This window comes from Pseudacidovorax intermedius, assembly GCF_001476815.1.
In the GTDB taxonomy this organism is placed as follows: Bacteria; Pseudomonadota; Gammaproteobacteria; order Burkholderiales; family Burkholderiaceae_C; genus Xenophilus; species Xenophilus intermedius_A.
This window is the reverse complement of record NZ_LDSL01000033.1, coordinates 43167-65906: the sequence shown is the minus strand read 5'-3', so window position 1 is coordinate 65906 and position 22740 is coordinate 43167. Positions and strand designations below refer to the sequence as shown.

21 protein-coding genes are annotated in these 22740 nt (G+C 70.8%); 8 read left to right on the top strand and 13 right to left on the bottom strand.

Going from position 1 to position 22740, the window contains the following annotated elements; genetic code table 11:
* Window position 1: 1 nt before the first annotated feature.
* From NS331_RS04985 to NS331_RS04970, 4 genes are all read left to right on the top strand, one after another.
* On the top strand, window positions 2-319 hold the full coding sequence (locus tag NS331_RS04985) for a c-type cytochrome (RefSeq protein WP_058640908.1): 318 nt from the start codon (window positions 2-4) through the stop codon (window positions 317-319).
* A 9-nt stretch (window positions 320-328) separates the two neighbouring features.
* Window positions 329-790, top strand: a complete 462-nt coding sequence (locus NS331_RS04980) for a DUF2946 family protein (RefSeq protein WP_153012749.1) — start codon at window positions 329-331, stop codon at window positions 788-790.
* Between the two features lie 106 nt (window positions 791-896).
* Window positions 897-3080: a TonB-dependent receptor gene (locus NS331_RS04975; RefSeq protein ID WP_058640906.1), complete on the top strand. Its 2184-nt coding sequence runs from the start codon at window positions 897-899 to the stop codon at window positions 3078-3080.
* Window positions 3081-3093: 13 nt separating this feature from the next.
* Window positions 3094-4701 (top strand): peptidase, encoded by a 1608-nt coding sequence (locus tag NS331_RS04970; protein WP_058640905.1) that lies wholly within the window; start codon window positions 3094-3096, stop codon window positions 4699-4701.
* On the opposite strand, the gene NS331_RS04965 is transcribed toward NS331_RS04970, so the two are convergent.
* The 6 genes from NS331_RS04965 to NS331_RS04940 form a co-directional block, all read right to left on the bottom strand.
* The gene (locus tag NS331_RS04965; protein WP_058640904.1) at window positions 4679-6769 is read right to left on the bottom strand and encodes a TonB-dependent receptor; all 2091 of its coding nucleotides are present in this window, start codon (window positions 6767-6769) and stop codon (window positions 4679-4681) included. The two genes, NS331_RS04970 and NS331_RS04965, sit on opposite strands and share 23 nt — an antisense overlap.
* Window positions 6770-6852: 83 nt before the next feature.
* On the bottom strand, window positions 6853-7326 hold the full coding sequence (nikR, locus tag NS331_RS04960; protein ID WP_058640903.1) for a nickel-responsive transcriptional regulator NikR: 474 nt from the start codon (window positions 7324-7326) through the stop codon (window positions 6853-6855).
* Between the two features lie 176 nt (window positions 7327-7502).
* Entirely contained in the window at window positions 7503-9689 is a 2187-nt protein-coding gene (locus tag NS331_RS04955; protein ID WP_058640902.1) for a xanthine dehydrogenase family protein molybdopterin-binding subunit, read from the bottom strand.
* An 18-nt stretch (window positions 9690-9707) separates the two neighbouring features.
* Window positions 9708-10700 carry an FAD binding domain-containing protein gene (locus NS331_RS04950; protein ID WP_058640920.1) on the bottom strand — a complete coding sequence of 331 codons (993 nt, stop codon included), beginning with the start codon at window positions 10698-10700 and terminating at the stop codon, window positions 9708-9710.
* Window positions 10687-11511: a 2Fe-2S iron-sulfur cluster-binding protein gene (locus tag NS331_RS04945; protein WP_058640901.1), complete on the bottom strand. Its 825-nt coding sequence runs from the start codon at window positions 11509-11511 to the stop codon at window positions 10687-10689. Before NS331_RS04945 ends, NS331_RS04950 begins: the two co-directional genes overlap by 14 nt.
* A 219-nt stretch (window positions 11512-11730) precedes the next feature.
* The gene (locus NS331_RS04940; RefSeq protein ID WP_153012748.1) at window positions 11731-12069 is read right to left on the bottom strand and encodes a hypothetical protein; all 339 of its coding nucleotides are present in this window, start codon (window positions 12067-12069) and stop codon (window positions 11731-11733) included.
* Window positions 12070-12298: 229 nt separating this feature from the next.
* Here NS331_RS04940 and NS331_RS04935 point away from each other — a divergent pair, with 229 nt between their 5' ends.
* Window positions 12299-12757: an MbcA/ParS/Xre antitoxin family protein gene (locus tag NS331_RS04935; protein WP_058640899.1), complete on the top strand. Its 459-nt coding sequence runs from the start codon at window positions 12299-12301 to the stop codon at window positions 12755-12757.
* On the opposite strand, the gene NS331_RS04930 is transcribed toward NS331_RS04935, so the two are convergent.
* Window positions 12739-13692: a LysR family transcriptional regulator gene (locus NS331_RS04930; protein ID WP_058640898.1), complete on the bottom strand. Its 954-nt coding sequence runs from the start codon at window positions 13690-13692 to the stop codon at window positions 12739-12741. The two genes, NS331_RS04935 and NS331_RS04930, sit on opposite strands and share 19 nt — an antisense overlap.
* A 68-nt stretch (window positions 13693-13760) precedes the next feature.
* Here NS331_RS04930 and NS331_RS04925 point away from each other — a divergent pair, with 68 nt between their 5' ends.
* Genes NS331_RS04925 through NS331_RS04915 form a run of 3 tightly spaced genes read left to right on the top strand, consistent with a single transcriptional unit; the run spans window position 13761 to window position 16586 of the window.
* Window positions 13761-14747: a 3-hydroxyacyl-CoA dehydrogenase family protein gene (locus NS331_RS04925; RefSeq protein ID WP_058640897.1), complete on the top strand. Its 987-nt coding sequence runs from the start codon at window positions 13761-13763 to the stop codon at window positions 14745-14747.
* Window positions 14744-15568, top strand: a complete 825-nt coding sequence (locus tag NS331_RS04920) for a beta-keto acid cleavage family enzyme (RefSeq protein WP_058640896.1) — start codon at window positions 14744-14746, stop codon at window positions 15566-15568. Before NS331_RS04925 ends, NS331_RS04920 begins: the two co-directional genes overlap by 4 nt.
* A 40-nt stretch (window positions 15569-15608) precedes the next feature.
* Window positions 15609-16586 carry a Bug family tripartite tricarboxylate transporter substrate binding protein gene (locus NS331_RS04915; protein ID WP_058640895.1) on the top strand — a complete coding sequence of 326 codons (978 nt, stop codon included), beginning with the start codon at window positions 15609-15611 and terminating at the stop codon, window positions 16584-16586.
* Window positions 16587-16623: 37 nt separating this feature from the next.
* Here the strand turns inward: NS331_RS04915 and NS331_RS04910 are convergent, their stop codons facing one another.
* The 6 genes from NS331_RS04910 to NS331_RS04885 are packed head-to-tail and all read right to left on the bottom strand — an operon-like array spanning window position 16624 to window position 22680.
* Window positions 16624-18033 carry an amidase gene (locus NS331_RS04910; protein WP_058640894.1) on the bottom strand — a complete coding sequence of 470 codons (1410 nt, stop codon included), beginning with the start codon at window positions 18031-18033 and terminating at the stop codon, window positions 16624-16626.
* A complete protein-coding gene (locus NS331_RS04905) occupies window positions 18030-18734 on the bottom strand; it encodes an ABC transporter ATP-binding protein (RefSeq protein WP_058640893.1) in 705 nt (234 codons plus the stop codon). Before NS331_RS04905 ends, NS331_RS04910 begins: the two co-directional genes overlap by 4 nt.
* A gap of 16 nt (window positions 18735-18750) precedes the next feature.
* Window positions 18751-19467, bottom strand: a complete 717-nt coding sequence (locus NS331_RS04900) for an ATP-binding cassette domain-containing protein (protein WP_058640892.1) — start codon at window positions 19465-19467, stop codon at window positions 18751-18753.
* The gene (locus NS331_RS04895; RefSeq protein ID WP_058640891.1) at window positions 19464-20558 is read right to left on the bottom strand and encodes a branched-chain amino acid ABC transporter permease; all 1095 of its coding nucleotides are present in this window, start codon (window positions 20556-20558) and stop codon (window positions 19464-19466) included. Before NS331_RS04895 ends, NS331_RS04900 begins: the two co-directional genes overlap by 4 nt.
* Window positions 20555-21421 carry an ABC transporter permease subunit gene (locus NS331_RS04890; protein WP_058640890.1) on the bottom strand — a complete coding sequence of 289 codons (867 nt, stop codon included), beginning with the start codon at window positions 21419-21421 and terminating at the stop codon, window positions 20555-20557. The genes NS331_RS04895 and NS331_RS04890 overlap by 4 nt, the downstream gene beginning before the upstream one ends.
* Before the next feature lie 32 nt (window positions 21422-21453).
* Entirely contained in the window at window positions 21454-22680 is a 1227-nt protein-coding gene (locus tag NS331_RS04885; protein ID WP_058640889.1) for an urea ABC transporter substrate-binding protein, read from the bottom strand.
* Window positions 22681-22740 lie beyond the last annotated feature (60 nt).

The following is a 22740-nucleotide window of genomic DNA, read 5'->3' as shown; positions in this document are numbered from 1 at the left end:
GATGAACAGAAGTGACCGCTTCGCCGCATTCGTTGTGGCCGCCGCCCTGTTGGCCGGCGCTCCGGCCCGTGCCGACCAGGCCCTGGCCAGCGCCAAGGCCTGCATGGCCTGCCACACCGTCGACAGGAAGGTGATCGGTCCCGCCTTCAAGGACGTGGCCGCCAGGTACGCCGGCAACAAGGATGCCGCCGATGTCCTGGCCCGGAAGATCCTCAAGGGCGGCAGCGGCGTCTGGGGCCCGGTACCGATGCCGGCCAATACGCAGGTGAGCGACGCCGAGGCCCGGAAGCTCGCCACCTGGGTGCTGGGCCTGAAGTAAGCACCGTCCATGCACGCCCGCCGCCGCCCGTCACCCAAGATGCCCTTCCCGGGCAGGGTGGCGCGCTGGCTGCTGCTCGCGCACTGCCTGCTGCTCCTGCTGCCCATGTGGCCGGCCCTGAACGGGGTGCAGGCTCAGGGCGCACGCCCGCCGGCCGACGCCTTCATGGTCTGCACCGCGCAGGGGATGCAGGCGCTGCCGGTGGCGCAAGGCGCGGCAGTTGTGGCCCGTACCGGCATGGAGGGCGACGCCGACCCAGCCGGCGAGACGTCCGATGCCGTTCCCACATCGTCGGGCTGCGCGCTCTGCCATGCGCGCGTGCTCATGCCCTTGCCGGCCTGGACGCCCGGCCTGCCCTTGCGGGCGATCTCCTCGCCGCCGCCTGTCCCGCAGCGGCCCCTCGTTCTCGTCGCGGACGCGCCCTGGCGTCCGCTGCAGGCGCGCGCACCGCCGCCGGCCCTGGCTGGCTGACTCTGCGCCATCGACGCCCCGCGGCCGCCCAGGCCGCGCGGGCCCGCGCCTGCCTGGGCGGTACACCGACACCGCCGCGGATTCCTGTGTCCTTCCGACGAGAACCATGTCCTCATTTCGCTTTCCCTTCGCCCCTACACCGCTCGCGTGGGCCTGTCTTCTGGCCCTGCCCCCTGTTGCTCCTGCCCATGCGCAAAGCGCGCCGGTCGGCAGCCTTCCGCCCGTGCAGGTGCGCGAGACGCCGGCCCAGCCCAACGGCCGCCTTCCGCTGGACGTGCCGGTGACGACCGGCAGCCAGCTGGGCCTCACGCCGCGCGAGACGCCCGCCACGGTCACCGTGGTGGACCGTGCCACCATCGACGCCCGTGGCGCCACCAACACGCAGGAGGTGTTGCGTGCCATTCCAGGTGTCACGGCGCACGACGCGCCCGGCAACATCGGCGTGCAGTACCGTGGCTTCAGCGGCGCCTCGCTCACCCAGCTGTTCAACGGCATCAATGTGCAGTACACGATTGCCGCGCGTCCGGTGGACAGCTGGATCTACGACCGCGTCGAAGCCATCGGCGGCGCCTCCAGCTTCCTGTACGGCGCAGGCGGCGTGGGCGGCACCATCAACTACATCACCAAGCTCGCGACCCGGCACGACATTTCGGAGGCGCAGCTGCGGCTGGGCAGCGACCGGCTCAAGGAGGCAGCGGTCGGTCTCAATCGCCGCATCGCCGGCGACGGCCTGGGCAGCGGCGACCATTACCTGCGCCTCGACCTCAACCGCCGCCAGGGCGACGGCTGGACCGATGGCACGCGCAGGGAGGCGACCCAGTTCGCGACCTCGCTGCTCTCCGACTTCGGCGGCGGCCTGAGTCATACGCTGGCCTACGAATACCAGAAGGAATACGTCGACCGGCCCTACTGGGGAACACCGCTCATGCAGCCGCTCTTCGGCACGGCCCGCATCGACCCCGGCACGCGGACCAAGAACTACAACAGCGCCGATGGCATCTATGCCCAGCGCGTGCAGTGGCTGCGCTCGCTCACCGACTGGCGGGTGAGCGACGCGCTGCAGTTGCGGAACACCTTCTACGTCTACGACGCCTTGCGCGATTACCGCAATGTCGAGAGCTATGCCTTCAACCGCAGCAACACGGCCGTCACCCGCTCGGCGACGCTGCTGCAGCGGCACGACCAGCGGATGGTGGGCGACCGCATCGACGGAAGCTACGAGGGCCGGATCGCCGGACTGCGCAGCGACTGGTCCTTCGGGCTGGACGTGAGCCTGAACCGCCAGACACGCTTTCCCAACAGCCTGTCGGCCACGGTCAGCACCGTGAATCCGTACGTCTTCGCCACCGAGCCCTTCTTCACCATCCGTGGCATGACGCCGGGCTTCCGGCCCGACCGCGAGAACAAGGTGCGCACGGTGGCGGCCTTCGCCGAGAACCGCACCTTCCTCACGCCGTCGCTCAGCCTGGTGACGGCGCTGCGTCATGAGCGCATCGACCTGGATCTGGTCAACCGCCGCGAGGTGACGGCAGCCAGCCCGGCGACCTACTCCCGCGGCTACAGCCCGACCACCGGCCGCGCCGGCCTGGTGTGGGACGTGGTGCCGGGCGCCAACCTGTATGCCCAGTACGCCACCGCTGCCGATCCGCCGGCCGGCGTGCTGAGCACCGCCAGCTTCGCCAATGTGCGCGACAACAGCGAGCTGACGACGGGCCGCCAGGTCGAGCTGGGCAGCAAGCTGGACTTCTGGCAGGGCAAGGGGACGGCCACGCTGGCCGTCTACGACATCGTGCGCCGGAACATCGCGACGCAGGACCCGGCCAACAGCAGTCTCACGGTGCTGGTGGGCCAGCAGTCGTCGCGCGGCGGCGAGATCGCCGTCGGCCTCCAGCCCACGCGCGACTGGTCGGTGCAGGCCAACTGGAGCTACGCCCGCGCCCGCTACGACAGCTACCGGCAAGGGGGCGTGGACTATGCCGGCAAGACGCCCACCAACACCCCGCGGACGGTGGCCAACCTCTGGACCTCCTACGCTTTCGCGCCGCAGTGGCAGGCCAGCGTCGGCATCCGCCGCGTGGGCGCCGTGTACGGCGATGCGGCCAACACCCTGCGCTGGCCAGCCTACACGCTGCTGGATCTGGGCTTGAGCTATCAAGTCCACCGCAATGCCGAGCTGACGCTGCGCCTGCGCAATGCGACCGACCGGGTCTATGCCGCCAACCTGACCGGCACCATGGCCTACCTGGGCGAGCCACGCACGGCGGACCTGACGTTGCGCGTCGGCTTCTGAGCGGAGGCGCAGCATGCGTGTGCGCCTCAAGCGCTGGCTTTTCCTCGTCCACCGCTGGCTGGGTGTGGGGCTGTGCGCCTTCTTCGCGATGTGGTTCGTCTCGGGTGTGGTGATGATGTACGTGGGCTATCCCAAGCTCACGTCCGCCGAACGTCTGGCGCATCTGCCGCAGCTGGGCGATGGCGCCGGGCTGCTCGGCCCGCGCGAGGCGCTGGAGAGGGCGGGCATCGCCGGCCCCCTGCGCGAGCTGCGGCTGGCCGCGGCCCGCGCCGGCCAGCCGGTGTACCTGGCCGTGCCCGAAGCCCCCGCGGCAACGGCGCCGGGCGGCCGGCGGCGCCCCTCACCCGGGGCCGGCACGGTGGTCATCGATGCCCGCAGCGGGCAGCGGTTACACGACGCCGATGCAGCCACCGCCGTGGCCAGCGCTGCCGCCTTCGGCGGCGCGTCCCTGGTGGACACACCGAAGCCTCGGCACGTCGGCCTCGTCCAGGAAGACGCCTTCACCCATTCGCGCGCGCTCGACGCGCACCGGCCGCTGCACGTGCTGCAGCTCGACGATGCCGAGGACACGTGGCTCTATGTGTCGAGTCTGACCGGCGAGGTGGTGCGCGACGCAACGCGCACCGAGCGTCTGTGGAACTACGCGGGTGCGTGGATCCACTGGCTCTATCCCTTCCGCGGCGGGGTGCTCGACGGGTGGTGGACCGACATCGTGAACTGGCTGTCCATCGCGGGCATCATGCTCGTACTGGCCGGCATGACGGTGGGTCTGATGCGCTGGCGCTTCGGCCGGCCCTACAAGAGCGGCGCCCACTCACCCTACGGCAGCCGTGCCATGCGCTGGCACCACATCGGCGGACTGCTCTTCGGCGCCGTGACGCTCGCCTGGATCTTCAGCGGGCTGATGTCGATGAATCCCTGGCGGATCTTCGACACCGGTGCCGCGCCGTTGCGGATGCAGGCGCTGCGGGGCGTGCCGCTGCAACCGATGGCGGGCGACGCCACGCCTGCAGCCCTGCTGGCAGTCGCCGGGGCGGGCGCACGCGAACTGCGCTGGACACCGGTGCTGGGCACACTCGTCGTCCAGGCGAACGCCGCCGCGGGTCGGCCGACGCTTCTGAAGGCCGCGGACGCGTCTGCCTACACGGTCGAGGAAGGCCAGCTTCAGGCCGCCATCGCCGGCCTGCTGCCTGCGCCCCTGCTGCGCATCGAACGCTTGCAGGCCTACGACTTCCACTACTACGACCGCGCAGCCCACACGATGACCGGCGGCGCCGAGCGCCCTCTGCCCGTGCTGCGGGCCGTGTTCGGCGATGCGCAGCGCAGCTGGGTCCACATCGACCCGGCCACCGGCACCGTGCTGGGCCGCAGCGACAGCGGCCGCCGCACAAGCCGCTGGCTGTTCGCGCTGCTGCACAGCTGGGACTGGCTGCCCCTGCTGGATCGACGGCCGCTGTGGGATGTGCTGCTGGTCGGCCTGAGCCTGGGCGGCGCCCTGGTGAGCCTGACCGGCGTGGTGATCGGCTGGCGCAGGCTGGGAGTCAAGTTGCGTGCACGGCGACATGGGCGGACGGGGCCTGCAGCGGTGGGAACGCGGGTCAGAACGTCCAGCGAGCGCTGACCCTCGCACTGCGCGGCTCCATCGGATGGATGTGCCGATCCTCGATGCCGCCGCCGCAGTCGCCCCGCGCCACCTCGCCGGCAGTGCAGGAAGCGTAGAAGTATTCGATGTCGTTGCCCTTGCGCCCGGTGATGTTGAACACGTCCAGGCCGAGCGTCAGGTGGCGATTGACCGCGTAGCGCGCGCCGAAGTTGAGCAGCGTCGTGGACTTTGAGCGAACGCTGTCCAGCGTGTCCAGCGCGCGGGGCCCCAGGTAGCGCAGGCGCAGCGATGCAGTGAGCGGACCGTCGGTGTAGGTCACGCCTGCTGCCACCACGCGTTCCACCGCGTTGTCGATGTAGTTGCCTTCGCCTTCGGGCGCGATGCCGCGAAAGCGTGCGCGGGAGAGCGCGGCGTCGGCCTCCAGCCGCCAGCGCCGGTCGAGCTTCCAGCGCAGCGTGGCCTCGAAGCCACGCCGGCTGCTGGCCCGGCCCGGTTCCGTGGTGCCGGCGTCGCCCACATAGACCAGTTCCGAGTCCAGCCGAAGCTGCCAGAGCGCGACCGTGGCCGTGAAGTCTTCATCCGGTTGAAAGCGCCAGCCGATCTCGGCGCCGCGGCCCTTGACCAGCGCAGGCACGCGATCCGCCGGCAGTCCGCTCTGCGGATCGAGCTGGATGGTGGCACCGCGCACGTCGTTGCTGTGGAAGCCGACGCCCGCATTGAGGTAGAGCTCGTGGGCCGGCGTGACGGTGAACGCCAGCCCGGCCTTCGGGCTCGCCAGCGAGTCACGGCCTCGGCCGCTGTTCACCGGGCCGTAGACGGGCTCGCGGCCATCGACGGAATAGCGCAGCAGGTCGCCGCGCAGGCCGACGTAGCCCCGCAGCCTGTCCGTGAAGTTGACGAGCTGCTGCCCGTAGAGCGACACGAGGTCCTGCGACACCTTGTCGTTGCGCACGGTCGCCGTGCGCTGCCGCGCGATGGTGTCGTACAGGCCGACTTCGCCGATGCGGTCGCCGCGCCACTGCGCGCCGAAGCTCAGGATGCCGTCGAGGTTGCCGAGCCGGTTGGGCATGCTGTGCGAGGCCTGCGCGCCGAAGACCCGCCGCCGGTCGGTCTGCTCGAACTGATCGCCCGTGTCCGGCCGGTTCAGGAAGTAGGTGAAGTCCGAGAACAGGTCGAAGCGGTAGTCGATGGCATAGGCGCTGATCTGCGTGTTGCCCTGCGGCCCGTTGTCGAACCACTTGCCCGACAGGCTGAGGCGCCGCGTGTTGCCGCCGTCGGTAGTGTTGAGCGAGCCGAAGCGGGACAGCTCGCCGCTGTCCACCAGCCGCTGCGGAATCTGGTCGGTCGAGTTCCAGCGGCTCTGGTACGCCATGCCGGTGATGCTCAGGCCGCGCGTCGGCGAGCCCTGGGAATAGCGCACCACGGCATTGGCCTTGCGCAGCCGCTCCGGCGTGTCCCAGGGGCCGTCGTTGCCTTCCAGTTCCAGCGCGCCCAGCCAGGTCTGGTCCTGCACGGTGCGGGAGCCGGCGGTGAGCAGGCGCCGGAAGTTGTTCTTGCCGAGCGTGACTTCCGCGAACGGCGCGTCGAGCGCGCTGACGTAGTCGAGCGAGGCACTGCCGGCCAGCGAGAAGTCGCCGCTGTCCACGAAGTAGGGGCCCTTGCGGTAGCGCACACCGGACACGAGGTCGGGGATCAGGAAGTTGAGGTCCGCGAAGCCCTGGCCGTGGCCGTGCGTGGGCATGTTCACCGGCATGCCGTCGACCGTGACCGCGAAGTCGGTGCCATGGTCGAGATTGAAGCCGCGCAGGAAATACTGGTTGGCCTTGCCGTCGCCGGAATGCTGGGTGGCCACCACCCCGGGCACGGCCTCCACGATGTCGCCCGGCCGCAACTTGGGCCGGGCCTGGAACGATGCCTTCTCGGCGGCACCCTCGCTGGCGGAATCGGCCGTGCCGATGGCTGCATCGCGCGGGCCGCGCACCGACACCTCGGGCAGGTGGCCGTCCTGGCTCCAGGCGGGCGCACTGGTGATGAGGGCGGCTGCGAACAGGGACGGTGCCCGACGAAGAACAGGTTGCACGGGCATCCTCGTTGTATGAACAATTCAAGATTATTCATACCGCCGGGCGTCACCGCGATACGCCAAATGGCCCCCCCGGCGCCAATCGCTCAGTTCACCGGCTTGAAGTGCCCGTGGGGTGGGCTGGCACCGTGGCGGTGCTGGTCGCCGGCATCGAGCGGCACCAGGTGCACATTGCCGTGCCGTACGCCGCGCAGTGCCACCAGTTGTTCGGCGCAGGCCTGCACGGCTGCGGCGGGGCCGCGCAGCACGACCGTCTCCAGGCAATGATCATGGTCGAGGTGGGTGTGCAGGCTGGTGATGACCAAGTCGTGGTGGTCGTGCTGCAGGTCCATCACGCGGGCGGTGACGGTGTGCTCGTGGTGGTCGTAGACATAGCTCACGTTCGCAACGCACCAGGACGCCTGCCCCTTCGCAGCCGGTTGAGCGAGCGTTGCGCTGCCGAGGCGCGAGCGGATCAGGTCCCGCACCGCCTCCGACCGGTTGCCGTAGCCCTTGGCGGCAATGAACTCGTCGAACTGCCGGGCCAGTTCGTCGTCGAGGGAGATGGTGAAGCGTTCCATTGCGGGGGCGGTGCACTGAGCGCAGGCATCATAAGGTTCGAACGGCAGTTGCCTGGTCTGCAGAGTCAAGATGGCTTGACTGGACGCTGACGGTACTCCGGGCGGTCTTCCCACGACGCCCGACTCGGGCCGTCACTCCGACAGGGGTGCGCAGTACGTCAGCATCCGCTTGACCGCTAGAGCAGCTTCTCCGGCGTGATCGGCAGGTCGCGCACCCGCCGCCCCGTCGCGTGATAGACCGCATTGGCGATGGCCGCCGGGATGCCCACCATGCCCAGCTCGCCCATGCCCTTGACGCTCAGCGGGTTGACCACCGTGTCTTCCTCTTCCACGAAGATGGTCTCGATGGCGTGGATGTCCGCGTTGACCGGTACGTGGTAGTGCTGCAGGTTGGCATTCATCATGCGGCCGTAGCGGTCGTCCACCTCGGTGGCCTCTTCCAGCGCCATGCCGATGCCCCAGACCACGCCGCCGATCTCCTGGCTGTGGGACGCCAGCGGGTTGAGGATGCGACCGACGGCGCTGACCTCGATCACGCGCGTGACCTTCACCGTGCCCAGGTCCGGGTCCACCTTCACCTCGACGAACTGCGCGCCGTGGGCGAGCGAGGCGTAGTTGGCCCGCTCGGCGGAGGGCTTGGCCTCATGGGTCTCGGCGATCTCGTCCAGGCCGGCGGCCTGCATCAGCGCGGCGATGTCCACGCCGCGGGCCGCATCGGCCTTCAAGCGCAGGCGGCCGTCCAGCATCTCCACCGCGTCGGCGCGCACGCCGGCCAGGGGCGAGGCCGCGTCGCGCTGCGCCAGCGCCAGCAGGCGGCCAGCGATGGCGAGCGACGCGCCCCGCACCGCGGAACCCACGCTGGAGGTGGTCCAGGAGCCGCCCTGCGCCGGCGCGCGCGGCTGGCGCGTGTCGCCCAGCTCGAACTGCACCTGGTCCAGCCGCGTGCCCAGGAACTCGGCCGCGATCATGGTCATGACGGTGTAGGTGCCGGGTCCGATGTCGCTGGTGGCGCTGGCCACGCGGGCACTGCCATCGCGCCGGTACACCACGCGCGCGCTGGCCGGCATCTGCATGGCGCCCCACACGCTGGAGGCCATGCCCCAGCCCACCAGCAGCCGGCCATCGCGCATGGAGCGCGGCTGCGGGCTGCGGCGCGCCCAGCCGAATTTCTCGGCGCCGATGCGGTAGCACTCGCGCAGCGCCTTGCTGGAGAACGGCTTGCCGCTGTCCGGATCCGTTTCCGCATAGTTGGCCAGGCGCAGGGCCAGCGGGTCCATGCCGAGCGCGTAGGCCAGTTCGTCCATGGCGCTTTCGAGCGCGAACATGCCGCTCACGGCGCCGGGTGCCCGCATCCAGGTGGGCGTGGGCAGGTCGGTGGCGGCGACCTTGAGCGGCGCGTCCAGGTTGGGACAGGCATAGACCTGCCGCGTGAAGCGCGTCGTCGCGTCCGAGAAGTCGTCGAAGGCCGAGGTGTTGTGGAAGGCCTCGTGCACCATGGCCTGCAGCCGCCCGTCGCGGTCCGCGCCCAGCGCCACCTTCTGCACCGTGGCCGGCCGGTAGCCGTGGCCGGTGAACATCTGCGCGCGGGTGTAGACCACCTTGACCGGCCGGCGCAGCGCCCGCGCCGCCATGGCGGTGAGCGAGGGGTAGTAGTTGGGCTTGAGCGAGGAGCCGAAGGCCCCGCCGACGAAGGGCGAGACCACGCGCACCTTCTCCACCGGCACGTTCAGGCCCTCGGCCAGATGCTCGCGCACGCCGTAGACCTCCTGCGTCTTGTCGAAGACGGTGAGCGCGTCGCCCTCCCAGAAGGCGATGGCGGCATGCGGCTCCATCGGGTTGTGGTGCTCGATGGGGATGCGGTATTCGGCCGCCACCTGGACGGGCGCGGCCTGCAGCGCGGCGCGGGCATCGCCGCGCGGCTTGGCTTTCGCGGATTCGGGATCGGGCCGCGCCCGCGACAGCACGGCCTCCAGGTCGGTCTGGTGCGGCTCTTCGCGGTAGCGCAGGCGCACCAGCCGGGCCGCATGGCGGGCCTGCTCGTAGCTTTCGGCCACCACCAGGGCGACCGGCTGGCCGCTGAAGAACACGCGGTCGGACTGCAGGGGCCAGGCCCAGCCGTCGGCACCGGCGCCCGCCTTGCCCAGCCGCCCCGCGTTGAGGTGCGTGAAGACGCGCAGGACGCCGGCGGCGCGCTCGGCCTCGGCCGTGTCCACGGCCGCGATGCGGCCCTTGGCGATGGTGCTGGTGACGATGAAGCCATAGGCCACGTTCGGCACCTGGAACTCGGCGGCGTATTTCGCCTGGCCGGTGACCTTGGCGATGCCGTCGACGCGGGGCGTTTCCTTGCCCAGATAGCGAGCCATGCGGTGTCTCCTTCGCGTTCAGGCCAGGCGCGCGGCGCGCATCAGGGCACGCTCGACGGCGCGACGGCCCAGTTCGACCTTGTAGCCGTTGTGGGCCAGGGGCCGGGCGTCCTGCAGGGCAAGCTGGCCGGCCTGGCGGAAGGCGGCCTCGCCCACGCTCTGGCCGACCAGGGCCGCCTCGGCCACGGCGCTGCGCCAGGGCTTGTGGGCCACGCTGCCCAGCACCACGCGCGCCTGGCGGATGCGCTGGCCGTCCAGCTCCAGCGCCGCGGCCACCGAGACCATGGCGAAGGCGTAGGAGGCCCGGTCGCGCACCTTGAGGTAGTGCGCGTGCCGGGCGAAGGCCGCGGCCGCCACCGGCAGCTCGATGCCCAGGATCAGCTCGCCCGGCTCCAGCGTGGTGTCGCGCTGCGGTGTGTCGCCGGGCAGGCGGTGCAGTTCGGTCACGGGAATCAGCCGCTCGGCCCCGGCCGGCGTGCGCACCCGCACGGCGGCGTCCAGCGCGTACAGGGCATTGGCCATGTCGCCGGGGTAGGTCGCCACGCAGGCCTCGCTCCAGCCGAGCACGGCATGGATGCGGTTGCGCCCGTCCCGCGCGGCGCAGCCGCTGCCGGGTTGGCGCTTGTTGCAGGGCGTGGCCAGGTCGTAGAAGTAGTTGCAGCGGGTGCGCTGCAGCAGGTTGCCGCCGTTGGTGGCCATGTTGCGCAACTGGCCCGAGGCGCCGGCAACGATGGCCTGCGACAGCAGCGGATAGTTCTCGCGCACCAGCGGATGGTTGGCGGTTTCGGTGTTGGTCAGCAGCGCGCCCAGCGACAGGCCGCCGCGCGTGCGCTGCACCTGGCGCAGGGGCAGCCGGGTGATGTCCACCACACGGGGCGGGCGCTCGACCTCTTCCTTCATCAGGTCGACCAGGTTGGTGCCGCCGGCCAGGTAGCGGCTGCCGGCCAGCGCGGCGGCGGCCGCCACGCCGGCGGCAGGATCGGTGGCGCGGACGTACTCAAACGGTTGCATGGCCATCCTCCCGGCGGGCGGCGGCCAGTTGCGCCTCGGTGGCATAGGACCAGGTCTGCGCCCGCGGCGCGCCGCCGGCCACGTCCTGGACGGCGGCCACGATGCCGGGGTAGGCGCCGCAGCGGCAGATGTTGCCGCTCATGCGCTCCTTGATCTCGTCGTCGTCGAGCCGTGGCGCGGGCCCGGCCACGTCGGCCGTGGCATGGCTCACGTGGCCGCGGCGGGCTTCGTCCAGCATGCCGACGGCCGAGCAGATCTGGCCCGGCGTGCAGTAGCCGCACTGGAAGGCATCGTGCCGGATGAAGGCCGCCTGCACCGGATGCAGCTGGCCGCCCTGGGCCAGGCCTTCAATGGTGGTGACCTGCCGCCCTTCGAGCGTGGCCGCCAGCGTGAGGCAGGACAGCACGCGCTGGCCGTCGACCAGCACGGTGCAGGCGCCGCACTGGCCCTGGTCGCAGCCCTTCTTGGTGCCGGTGAGCGCCAGGCGCTCGCGCAGCGCGTCGAGCAGCACGGTGCGCGAATCGAGCGACAGCGCCCGTGGCTCGCCGTTGATCTGCAGCGTGACCGCCACCGCGTTCAGCGCCTTCACCGGGGCACTGGCCGCGCCGGCAGCCGCCGGCATCTGCGCAAGGGCGGCTTCGGTCGCCAGCAGGTTGGCGGCGAAGACGCCCACGCCACCGGCGGCGGTCTGGAGCATGAAGGTGCGCCGGGCCTGGCCGACGTCGCCCAGCGCGGGCATGTCGGCGAGCAGCGCCGCCTCGTCCGCGCTCAGTTCGGGCGGCAGAGGGGATGGATCGGGATCGTGGGGCATGCGGACTCCTGGTCGGGCCTGGGTGGGCGGCGTGGGGCGCCGTGCCCGGCGTCCTGCCTCCCTGCTGCGGCGCACGGCCCGGCGGCGGATGGCAGACCGGATGTCGGCGGTCGCGCCGCAGCGTGCCGGGCATTGGCAACGGTGCACACGCGACGCGGGGCCCGCTTGCTTGTCGGAGGCGGGCGCTGGCGGGGGCAGGACGGCGCGAGGCCGGCGCGATCAGCGGAAGAGCGCGACGTCCGTCGCCGGGCCGGGCACGGGCAGGTGACCCCGCGGCGCGTGGTCAGCCTGGCTTACTGCCTGGCTTTCCACCTGCCTAGGCGATGGCGCATCGGACGCGGCACGCGACGGCCCCATCGGCGAGGGCCGCGGGTCGGCGGTGAAGAGCGGGATGGCCATGGACCCGGCCTCCGGCGCCGATGCGCGGCTTGCGGGCTGCTGTGCCAGGGCATTCAGGGACAGGCCGGCGGCCATCAGGCCGAGGCCGACGGCGCGTCGCCACGCCCCCCGACCGCTGGCCGGGGCACTGCGAACGAAGGGGGTGAAAGACAGCGGCATGGCGACCTCCGGTTCGGCATGCGCCGCGGGTGCCATCACCTGCGCCGTCGCCGTGCAGACACTGTCTGCCGGCCGCCGCGACGGTCGTGTCGGCAGCGCCAATCGGGCGCTGTAGGCCGGCCGGCGACGCGGCGTGTCGCCACCCGGCCGGCGGCTTGTCGGCCGCGGGCATTTAGACTCGCCCCACTCCCAACAACAAAGCAGCGCCCCGGGGCGCCCGAACTCCCTCATGACAGAACGTGCCTCCAGCGTCGAAGCACTGGAAGCGCAGATCGCGCGCCTCACCCAGGAGCGCAAGGATCTGGAACGCCAGCAGCAGCGCCTGCGGGTGGATGAACTCAAGGCCCTGGCCGACGCCTATGCCGCCCAGCTGAAGGCGGCGGGTTTCAGCATCGAGGAAGGCATCCAGGCCCTCCAGCCGCACCGGCCCGCGGCGGAACCGCCGGCACCGCCGCGGCACCAGGCGATCCGGCCCGCGCCCTTCGTCACGGCGCCCAAGTCCCAGCCGCGCCCACCCATGGACACGGTGCACCTGCGCGCCCAGAGCGTGCTGGGCAGCGACGCCATCGACTGGCTGCGCCGCCCCCATGCCCTGCTGGGCGGCATGACGCCCTCGCAGATGGCGGACACGCCGCAGGGCGAAGAAAAGGTGCTGGCGCTGCTGACGGCCTACGCGCGCGGCGCCTGAGCCGCCCGGCGGCGCGGCCTGGCCGCCGTCTGGCCCAGCTGGCGCAGCAGTTCGGCCCGCAGGGCCTGTGCCACGGCCGAGGCCGCCGTCGACAGGGCCCGCTCCTGCCGCAGGACCTGGCCGATGGGCCGCTGGACGTCGGGCGCCGTCAGCCGCCGCAGCACCACCGGCCCGCCCAGCGCCACCTGCGCCGCCAGGGCGGGCAGCACCGACACCCCCAGGCCGGCCGCCACCATGGCGTTGATGGTGGCCAGGTGCTCCACCTCGAAGCGCGGCGCGAAACGCTGCCCCAAGGACAGCAGCGCCGCCTCGGCGTACTGCCGCACGCTGGTGGGCGCCGGCATCGAGATGTGCGGCAGGCCCGCCACCTCGGCCCAGCGCAGCGGGCCGCGCCGCGCGGCCAGCGCATGGTCGGCGGGCAGCAGCAGCACCAGCGGATCGCTGGCCAGCGTCTCGTAGGCCAGGTCGGCATAGGCCGGGTTCTCGGCCGTGAGCGCGAAGTCGACCTGGCCGGCGCGCACCAGGTCGAAGGAGGCGCCCGACAGCGAATCGACCACGCCCAGCTGCACGCCCGGATGCGCCGCCATGAAGCGCGCGAACACCGGCGGCACCACCGTGGCCGCCAGCGACGGCAGCGCCGCGATGCGCACCCGGCCCTCGCGCAGCTCGACCACGTCGCGCACCGCGCTCGCGGCCGCCTCGGCCTGGGCCCGCAGGATGCGCGCATGCGACAGCAGCGCCTGCCCGGCATCGGTAAGTTGCACGCTGCGCGTGTTGCGGGCGAACAGGCGCGCGCCCAGCGTCTCCTCCAGCCGGCCGATCACGCCCGAGACGGCCGACTGCGACAGGTGAACCCGCGCCGCCGCACGCCGGAAGTTCAGCGTCTCGGCCAGTTCGATGAAGACCTGCAGTTCGCGCAGCGACAGATTGATCATGGTGGCCGATCAGTCTATCGGGCAATAGCGTTGGACCGATCAGTGCCGGCTTCCTAGACTGCGCCGCCATGACAACCCCTTCCCTTGCCCGCCCCGCCGGCGCCGCCGTGATCGGCGGCGGCACCATGGGCGCAGACGTCGCCGTGGTGCTCAGCCGCGGCGGCCTGCCTGTCACCGTGGTGGAGCGCGATCCCGCCAAGGCGGCCGGGCTGCCCGCCTACATCGGTGCCCAGCTCGAGGCCGCCGGCTGCGCCGCGCATGCCGGGCCGGTCACCGTCGTTCAGCAGCTGGAGGCCGTGGACTGGGCCGACGTCGGCCTGGTGGTCGAGTGCATCGTCGAACAGCTGGCGCCCAAGCAGCAGCTCTTCGCCCGGCTGGTCGAGCTGGCCCTGCCCTCGGCCCTGCTCACCAGCAACAGCTCGGGCCTGCCCATCAGCCGCATCGCCGATGGCCTGCCCACGCGGGCGCGCATGTTCGGCCTGCACTTCTTCATGCCCGCGCATCTGGTGCCGCTGGTGGAGGTGGTGATGGGCCCGGACAGCGACGCCGACGCCGCCCAGGCCCTGATGCAGACCATGCGCCGCTGCGCCAGCGTGCCGGTGCTGGTGCGCAAGGACCGGCCGGGCTTCCTGGCCAACCGGCTGCAGCATGCCCTGGCGCGCGAGGCCTTCGCGCTGCTGGACGACGGCGTGGCCAGCGCCGAGGACATCGACGCCGCGGTGCGCTTCGGCTTCGGCTTCCGCTTCCTGGCCGCCGGGCCGATCCTGCAGCGCGACCATGCAGGCCTGGACGTGCACTGCGCCGCCGCCGCCACCATCTATCCCAGCCTGTGCAACGACGCGGAACCCGCGCGGGCGCTCCAGCAGCAGGTGCAGGCGGGCCGGGTGGGCATGAAGGCCGGCGCCGGCTTCCGCGACTGGCCCGAGGCCGAGCGTGCGGCCGAACGCGCGCGCTACGACCGCCTGCTGCGGGCTGGACTGCATCTGCTGGGCGACGAACTGCCGCCGCTGCCCGGCGCTGCCGCAACCCCTTTTTCCGAACCCAAGGCCACGTGACCTCCGACCCCCTCATCCTCACCGTGGCGCCCAACGGTGCCTACAAGCAGCACAGCGACCATCCCGCCGTGCCGCTGACGCCCCAGGCGCTCGCCGACACGGCCCGCCGCTGCCTGGACGCCGGCGCCGCCATGCTCCACCTGCACATCCGCGATGCCGACGGCCGCCACAGCCTGGACGTCGCGGGCTACCGCGAAGCCCTGCGCGTGGTGCGCCAGGCAGTCGGCGACGCGATGGTGCTGCAAGTCACCAGCGAGGCGGCGCGCGTCTACCAGGCGCCGCAGCAGATTGCCATGGTGCGCGCGCTGCAGCCGGAGGCCGTCTCCATCGGCCTGCGCGAGGTGGACGTGCCCGCCGTGGGCGAGGCCGGCCTGGCCGCCTTTTTCGGCGAACTGGCGGCGCGCGGCACCATGGTGCAGGTGATCCTCTACGACGCGGCCGACGTGTCGCGCTGGCAGGCCCTGCGCGCGGCGGGCACCATCCCCGATGCGCCCTGGTTCCTGCTCTTCGTGCTGGGCCGCTACAGCGCCGGGCAGACCTCCGACCCGCGCGACCTGCTGCCCTTCCTGGCCGCGCATGGCGACGGCCCCGAGCCGTGGGCGGTGTGCGCCTTCGGCCCCACCGAGCAGGCCTGCGTCACGGCCGCGGCGGCCTTCGGCGGCCATGCGCGCGTGGGCTTCGAGAACAACCTGCGGCTGCGCGACGGCCGTCTCGCCCCCGACAACACGGCCCTCGTGATGCAGGCGGCCGAGGCCGCCGCCACGCTCGGCCGGCCGCTGGCCACGGCGGCGCAGATCCGCGCGCGCTTCCGGCCGCGCTGACGCCCCCGATCCCCCACCACAACAACCGGAGACAAACCCCATGATCGATCGCCGCCAATGGCTGGCGGGCGCGGCCACCGGCCTGCTTGCCCCTTCCTTCGCCCTTGCCCAGTCCGATGCCGCCAAGGGCCCCGTGCGGATCGTGGTGCCCTACCCGCCGGGCGGCCCCACCGACCTGATGGCGCGGCTGCTGCAGCCGCAGCTGCAGCGCCGGCTGGGCGCCACCGTGATCGTCGACAACCGCGGTGGCGCGGGCGGCAACCTGGGCAGTGCCTACGTCGCGCGGCAGGCGCCGGCCGACGGCCTCACGCTGCTGCTGGCGGCCAGCGGGCCGATGGCGGTCAATGCGGCGCTGTACAAGTCCATGCCCTTCAACGCGCAGGAGGATCTGCTGCCGGTGGTGCAGCTGTCGGCCTTTCCGCTGGTGCTGGAGGTGCATCCCTCGGTCAAGGCCCGCACGCTGAAGGAATTCATCGCCTCCGCGGGCAGCCAGAAGGCGCCGCTCAACTTCGCCTCGGCCGGCAGCGGCACGCCGCAGCACCTGGCGGGCGAGCTGTTCGCCCGCGAGGCCAAGGTGCCGCTCACGCACGTGCCCTACCGCGGCGCCGGGCCGGCGCTCAACGACGTGCTGGGCGGGCAGGTGCCGCTGATGTTCGACATCCTGGCCAGCTCGCTGCAGCACCTGCAGGCGGGCAAGCTGGCGCCCATCGCCGTCACCTCGGCCACGCGCAGCCCAGCGCTGCCGCAGGTGCCGACCATGGCCGAGGCCGGGCTGCCCGGCTTCGAGGTGACGGCCTGGCACGGCATCGCCGTGCGCAGCGGCACACCCGCCGCCACCGTGCAGCGGCTCAATGCCGTGTTCCTGGACATCTTTGCCGACGCGGCCTTCCGCAAGTCCTGGGAGGCGCTGGGCACGCCCGTGGTGGCCGGCACGCCCGAGGCCTTCGGCCAGTTGATCCGCAGCGAGACAACGCGGCTGGGGCGCATCGCTCGGGAGACGGGGGCGACGGCGGACTGACGCCGCGCAGCGGCCAGCGCGTCAGTGCGTCAGTGCGTCAGGGGACTCGAAGCACCGGATGCCGCCGGTGCCAATCCGTCGCCTGCTGATAGGCCCAGCCCGCCCGCACCAGCAGCGCCTCGTCGAAATGGCGCGCCACGAACTGGAAGGCGATGGGCGTGCCCGCGTCGGTGAAGCCACCGGGCAGCGTGATCGTCGGGCTGCCCGTCATGTCGAAGGGGCAGGTGTAGCGCAGCATGGCCGACATCAGGTCGGCATCGGTGCCGAAGGTCCGCATGCGTTCCAGCGTGGGCGAGGCCACGCCCTGCGCCGGCACCAGCAGCAGGTCGATGTCCTGGAACAGGGCGCGGACCTTGCCGCTGAAGTCGTGCCGGTGCAGCACGATCTTCTGGTAGTCGGTGCCCTTCTGCGCATGGCCCAGGTCCAGCAGGCCCGAGAGCGCGGGACCGTACATGTCCTTGCGCGCCGGGTAGGTCGATTCATGCACCACGGCGGCCTCGACGGCGCACAGCGGAAACCAGTCGGCAATGGCCTGCGTGGGATCGGGGAAGACCACCTCGCGCAACGCGCCACCCAGGTCGCGCACGGCGGCCAGCACGCCGGCCATGACCTGGCGGGTGGCCTCGTCGACGCCCTCGCCGTTCCAGCGCGAATCGACGCCGATGCGCAGCCCCTGCAGGCCAAGCGTCATGCCGGCGAGGTAGTCGGGTACCGCCGCGAGGCTGGCGGTCGGGTCCTTCGGATCGGCGCCGGCGATGGCACCCAGCATCGCGCCCGCATCAGCCGCGCTGCGCGTCATCGGTCCGATGTGGTCCAGCGTCGCGGCGAGCTCGAAAGCACCGTAGCGGCTGACGCGACCCCAGGTGGGCTTGAGCCCAGTGAGGCCATTGGCCGCCGAAGGAAAGCGGATCGATCCGCCCGTATCGGTCCCCAGCGAGCCATAGCACAGGCCCGCGGCGGTGGCGACGCCCGATCCGCTGGATGACGCGCCCGACCAATGGGCGGCGTTCCACGGATTGACCGGCGGCACCACCGTCGGGTGGTGATCCGCATAGGCACTCTCGGTGAGCTGCAGCTTGCCCAGGATCACGGCGCCGGCCTCGCGCAGCTTGCGCACCGCCGTGCCGTCCTCGCTCGGCACGAAGTCCTGGTAGAGCGTCATGCCGGCGGCGGTGGGCACGCCGGCGGTCCAGCACAGGTCCTTGACGGCCACCGGCACGCCATGCAGCGGGCCGCGGACTTCGCCGCGGCCGATCTCCGCGTCGGCCTGCCGCGCATCGGCCAGGGCCTGGTCGGCCATCACCCGCACATAGCTCTTGAGCACGCCGTCGTGCGCGGCGATGCGCGCGAGCTGGGCCTGGGTCACCTCGACGGAGGACAGCGCCTTGCGCTGGATCTGCTGGCCGACTTCGACCAGCCCGAGGTCATGCAGTTCTGGGTTGCTCATCCGTGGACTCCTGTGTACTGGCTCATGATTTCGAAATCGCCGAGGTGCTCGCGCGGCACTTCGCCACCGATGTGGCCGCGCTTGATGACCAGCACCCGCTGCGACACGGCAGCGATGAATTCGAGGTTCTGCTCGACCAGCACGATGGTCAGGCCCGTGCGGTCGCGCAGCGAGGCCAGCGTCTCGGCAATCTCCTCGATGATCGAAGGCTGGATGCCCTCGGTCGGCTCGTCGAGCAGCAGCAGCGTGGGCTTGCCGGCCAGCGCGCGCGCCAGGGCCAGCAGTTGCTGCTCACCCCCGGAGAGCGAGCCGCCCGGGCGGTCGAGCAATCGCTTGAGGCGGGGAAAGTGCTCCAGCAGCGCCTCGATCGTGTCCAGCGTGCGTTCGCCGGTCTTGACCAGGCCCATGCGCAGGTTGTCCATGGCGCTGAGCGTGGGAAAGATCTCCCGCCCCTGCGGCACGTAGGCCATGCCCAGCCGCGCGCGCGCATGCGGGGCCAGGCGCGCGACCTCGGTGCCGTTGAAGCGCACCGTTCCCGCCGTGGGCCGGATCACGCCCATCAGCGTCTTGAGCAGCGTGGTCTTGCCCATGCCGTTGTGGCCCAGGATGCCGACCGACTCCCCCGCCTCGATCTTCAAGGCGACGTCGTTGAGCACGGGGATGGCCCCGTAGCCCGCATGCAGATTCGAGACTTCGAGCATCGGTCCGCCTTCGCACTCAGTGGGGCTTCTTGCCCAGGTAGATCTGCTGGATCAGCGGGTCGCTCATGATGCGGTCAGGCGTGTCCTCGCGGATCACGGCGCCCTGGTGCAGCACCGTGACCTTGCGCGCGATCATGCGGATGAAGTTCATGTCGTGCTCCACCACCACCAGCGCATGCTGGCGGTTGATCTCCAGGATCAGCTCGGCCGTGCGGGCCACCTCGGCATCGCTCATGCCGGCCGCGGGCTCGTCCAGCAGGATCAGTGGCGGGTCGGCCGCGATCACCACGCCGATCTCCACCCACTGCCGCAGCCCGTGCGCCAGCAGGCCGGCCTGCACGTCGTGGTAGGCGGCCATGCCCACCCGCTCCAGCGTCTCACGGGTGATGCGCTCGGCCTGCATGCTGCTGTTGAGCCGCCGGGCCGACAGCCACACGTTCTCCCACACGGTCAGCCCGTTGAAGAGGCTGGGCACCTGCGTCTTGATGCCGATGCCCAGGCGGCCGGGTTCGTGCGGCTGCATGCGGGAGATGTCCTGGCCGCGGAACAGGATCTGGCCCGAGGTGGGCTTGACCTGCCCGGTCAGCAGCTTGAAGAAGGTGCTCTTGCCGGCCCCGTTGGGCCCGATCACGCAGCGCAGCTCGTTCTCGGCCAGCGAGAAGTTAACGTCGCGCGTGGCATGCACGCCGCCGAAGCGCACGTTGAGGTCGCGGGTTTCGATCAGCGGGGTCATCGCGTGGGCTCCAGCGGGGCCAGGGACGTGGCGTCCGGCGCGTCGGGCATCGGTGCCGCAGCCGACACGGGTGCGGCGACGGAAGGCCTTGGCCCGCGCAGCCTTCGCCACGCCGCCTCGATCAGCATCCCCGCCGTCGGCACGATGCCCTTGGGCACCAGCAGCACGAACACCACCAGGATGGCGCCGAGGACGAGATTGGCGTTGAGGGTCTGCTGGGTGCCGATCTGCGTGGTCAGCCACTGGATGACCACCGCACCCACCACAGGGCCCACCAGCGTGCCCAACCCGCCGACGATGACCCAGATGATGATCTGCGCCGACTGCGCCAGGCCGAAGATGGTCGGACTGGTGAAGGCGCCCCAGTTGGCGAAGAGGCAGCCGGCCAGGCCGGCGATGGCACCGCCGAGCGTGAAGCTGAACAGCTTGTACACCCGCGCGTCGTAGCCCAGCAGCAGCACGCGCTGCTCGTTCTCCTTGGCCGCCACGATCACCCGGCCGATCTTGGAAGCCAGCAATGCGCGCAGGCCCAGGTAGACGATCAGCAGGCAGGCGAAGGCGAGGTAGAACAGGTCCTTGGGCGTCAGCACCTCGTCCGTCAGGCCCGGCCAGTTGAGCGTCGGGATGGCCGGGATGCCGTTGAAGCCACCCAGCGGTGCATCGCCGATGCGCCACTCGGGCCCGGCCGTCGAGTTGACCAGGTTGAACAGGATCAGCGTCACCGTGAGCGTGATGACACCCATGTACACGTCGGACAGCCGGCCATAGAAGATCACGTACCCCAGTAGCGCCGCAAAGAGCGCCGGAACCACGATGGCCAGCAGGAAGGGCACCGTGCTGTCCCCCATGTTCATCACGGCGATGGCATAGGTGTAGGCCCCCAACCCGAAGAAGGCCGCCTGGCCGAAGCACAGGATGCCGCCGTAGCCCCAGATGAAGGCCAGGCTGACCGACAGGATGGCCATGACCACGTAGATGGTGGCCTCGATCAGCGTGTAGTCGTCGATGACGAAGGGCAGGCCCAGCATCAGCGCCAGGCCGAACGCCAGGCAGACGATGGCGCTGGCCCACGAATTCGCGAAGCGGTTCACAGGGACCCCTTGAAGAAACGGCCGGTGATGCCCTGCGGCAGCAGCCGCAGCAGCACGATGGCGGCCACGAGCAGCGCCACCTCGCCCAGCACGGGCGTGGTGGCGAAGGTGGCGAGCTGGTTGATGGCACCGAACAGCGAGGACGCGCCCAGCAGCCCGGCCAGGATGGCCGGCCCGCCGCCGATCACCGTGATGAAGGCCTTGGCCACGAAGGCCGCGCCCATGGTCGGCACCACGCCCGTGAGCGGCGCGAGCAGTCCGCCCGCCAGGCCCGACAGTGCGGCGCCGACGGCGAAGGTCACCGAATAGACCCGGCTCGGGCTGATGCCCAATGCGTTCGCCATGTCCGGCTTCTGCATCGTGCCGCGCGCGATCAACCCCCACTGCGTGTGCGTGAGCACCCAGCGGATGGCGAAGGCCACCACTGCCGCCACGGCGATGATGACCAGCGTGTAGCCGCTGACCGAATACGCCCCGACCGAGAAGCTGCCCAGCGGCGCCGACACGCCGGCCGTGGTGTTGCCCGCGATGGAGGTCACGATGCCCACCAGCAGCAGGGACAGCCCCCAGGTGGCCAGCATGGTGTCGACCATGCGGCCGTACAGCCGCCGGATGACCAGCCGCTCGAGCAGCACGCCGATGGCGCCGACCGCCACCGGCGCCACGACGAACATCGCCACCCAGAGGTTGATGCCCAGCTTGAGCGCCAGGATGACGGCATAGGCCCCGAGCATCATGAACTCGCCATGGGCCAGGTTGATCACCTTCATCATGCCGAAGATGACGGCCAGCCCGGCCGAGACGATCACCAGGCCCGCCACGGCGTAGAGCACCTGGATGACCACGATCAGCGCAAGATCCATGTCGATTGACTCCTCGGTCCAGGCGGTTTCATTCAGGCTTTGATGACGTACTGCTGGTTGTCTTTCGGGTTCTTCTGGAGGTTGCACACCGCGCTGGTGTCCACCGGCGGCTGCTGCTGGAAGGTCTCGACGATGTTGAGCTGCTTGTTGCGCACCTCGGCGATGCTCACGTTCAGCACGCAGTGGTGCGTGGGCGCGTCGATGGTCACCTTGCCGCTGGGCGCGTCGATGCTGATGCCGCTTTCCAGCGCGGTGATCATCTTTTCGCGGTCGATCGAGCCGGCCTTCTTCACCGCCTCGGCCCAGAGCTTGAAGCCCTGGTAGGTGCCCATGGCCAGCTCGGTGATGTTGGGATAGTCGCTGCCGAAGCGCTTGTAGAAGCGCTCCTTGAAGGCCTTGTTCTGCGGCGTGTCGAGGTTCTGGAAGTAGTTGTACGACACCAGGAAGCCGTCGGTCTCCGCGGGCGACAGCACGATGTGCTCGTTGCCGCCGGCGAAGGTGGTGGAGGCCAGCGGGATCTTCTTGGTCAGACCCGCTGCCGCCCACTGGCGATAGAAGGAGATGTGCGCGCCACCCACCAGGGCCGAGACGATCATGTCGGGCTTGGCGGCCTCGATCTTGGAGATGGTCGGGCCGAAGTTGGTCACGTCCAGCGGGAAGAAGTCGATGGCGGCAACCGAGCCACCGTTGTCCTGCACGAACTTCTTGACCCACTGCGAGGTGATCTGGCCGTAGTTGTAGTCGGCCGCCACCACGTAGACCTTCTTGCCCCACTTCTTCATGGCGTAGGGGATGAGCTTGGCCACCGTCTGGCCCGGCGTGACGCCGGTGCAGAAGGTGTTGCGGTCGCACACGCCGCCTTCGTACTGCGTGTTGTAGAAGTAGAGCGTCCTGTTGCGGGTGAGCACCGGCCGGATCACCTCGCGCGAGGCGGAGGTGATGCCGCCCATCACCACGGTGGATTTGTCGCGCAGCGCCGACTGCTGGGCGAACTGCGCATACAGCTGCATGTTGGACTGCGGGTCGTAGGTGACCAGCCTGATCTTCCTGCCGAGCAGGCCGCCGGCCGCGTTCTGCTCCTCCACCGCCAGCGTCATGCAGTCCGCCATGGGCTTGCCGTAGATGTCGAGGCCGCCGGACATGTCGATGATGCTGCCGACGACGATCTCGTCCGCGGCCATCGCAGCCATGGGAAAGAGCGGCAGCGCCGTGCCGGCCAGGGCGGTGGCGGAGCCTTGAAGGAAGGATCGACGGTCCATGGGAACACTCCTCGTTGATCTGACGGACGCAGGCCGTCGTTGTGTGTGGCAGGGATGAAG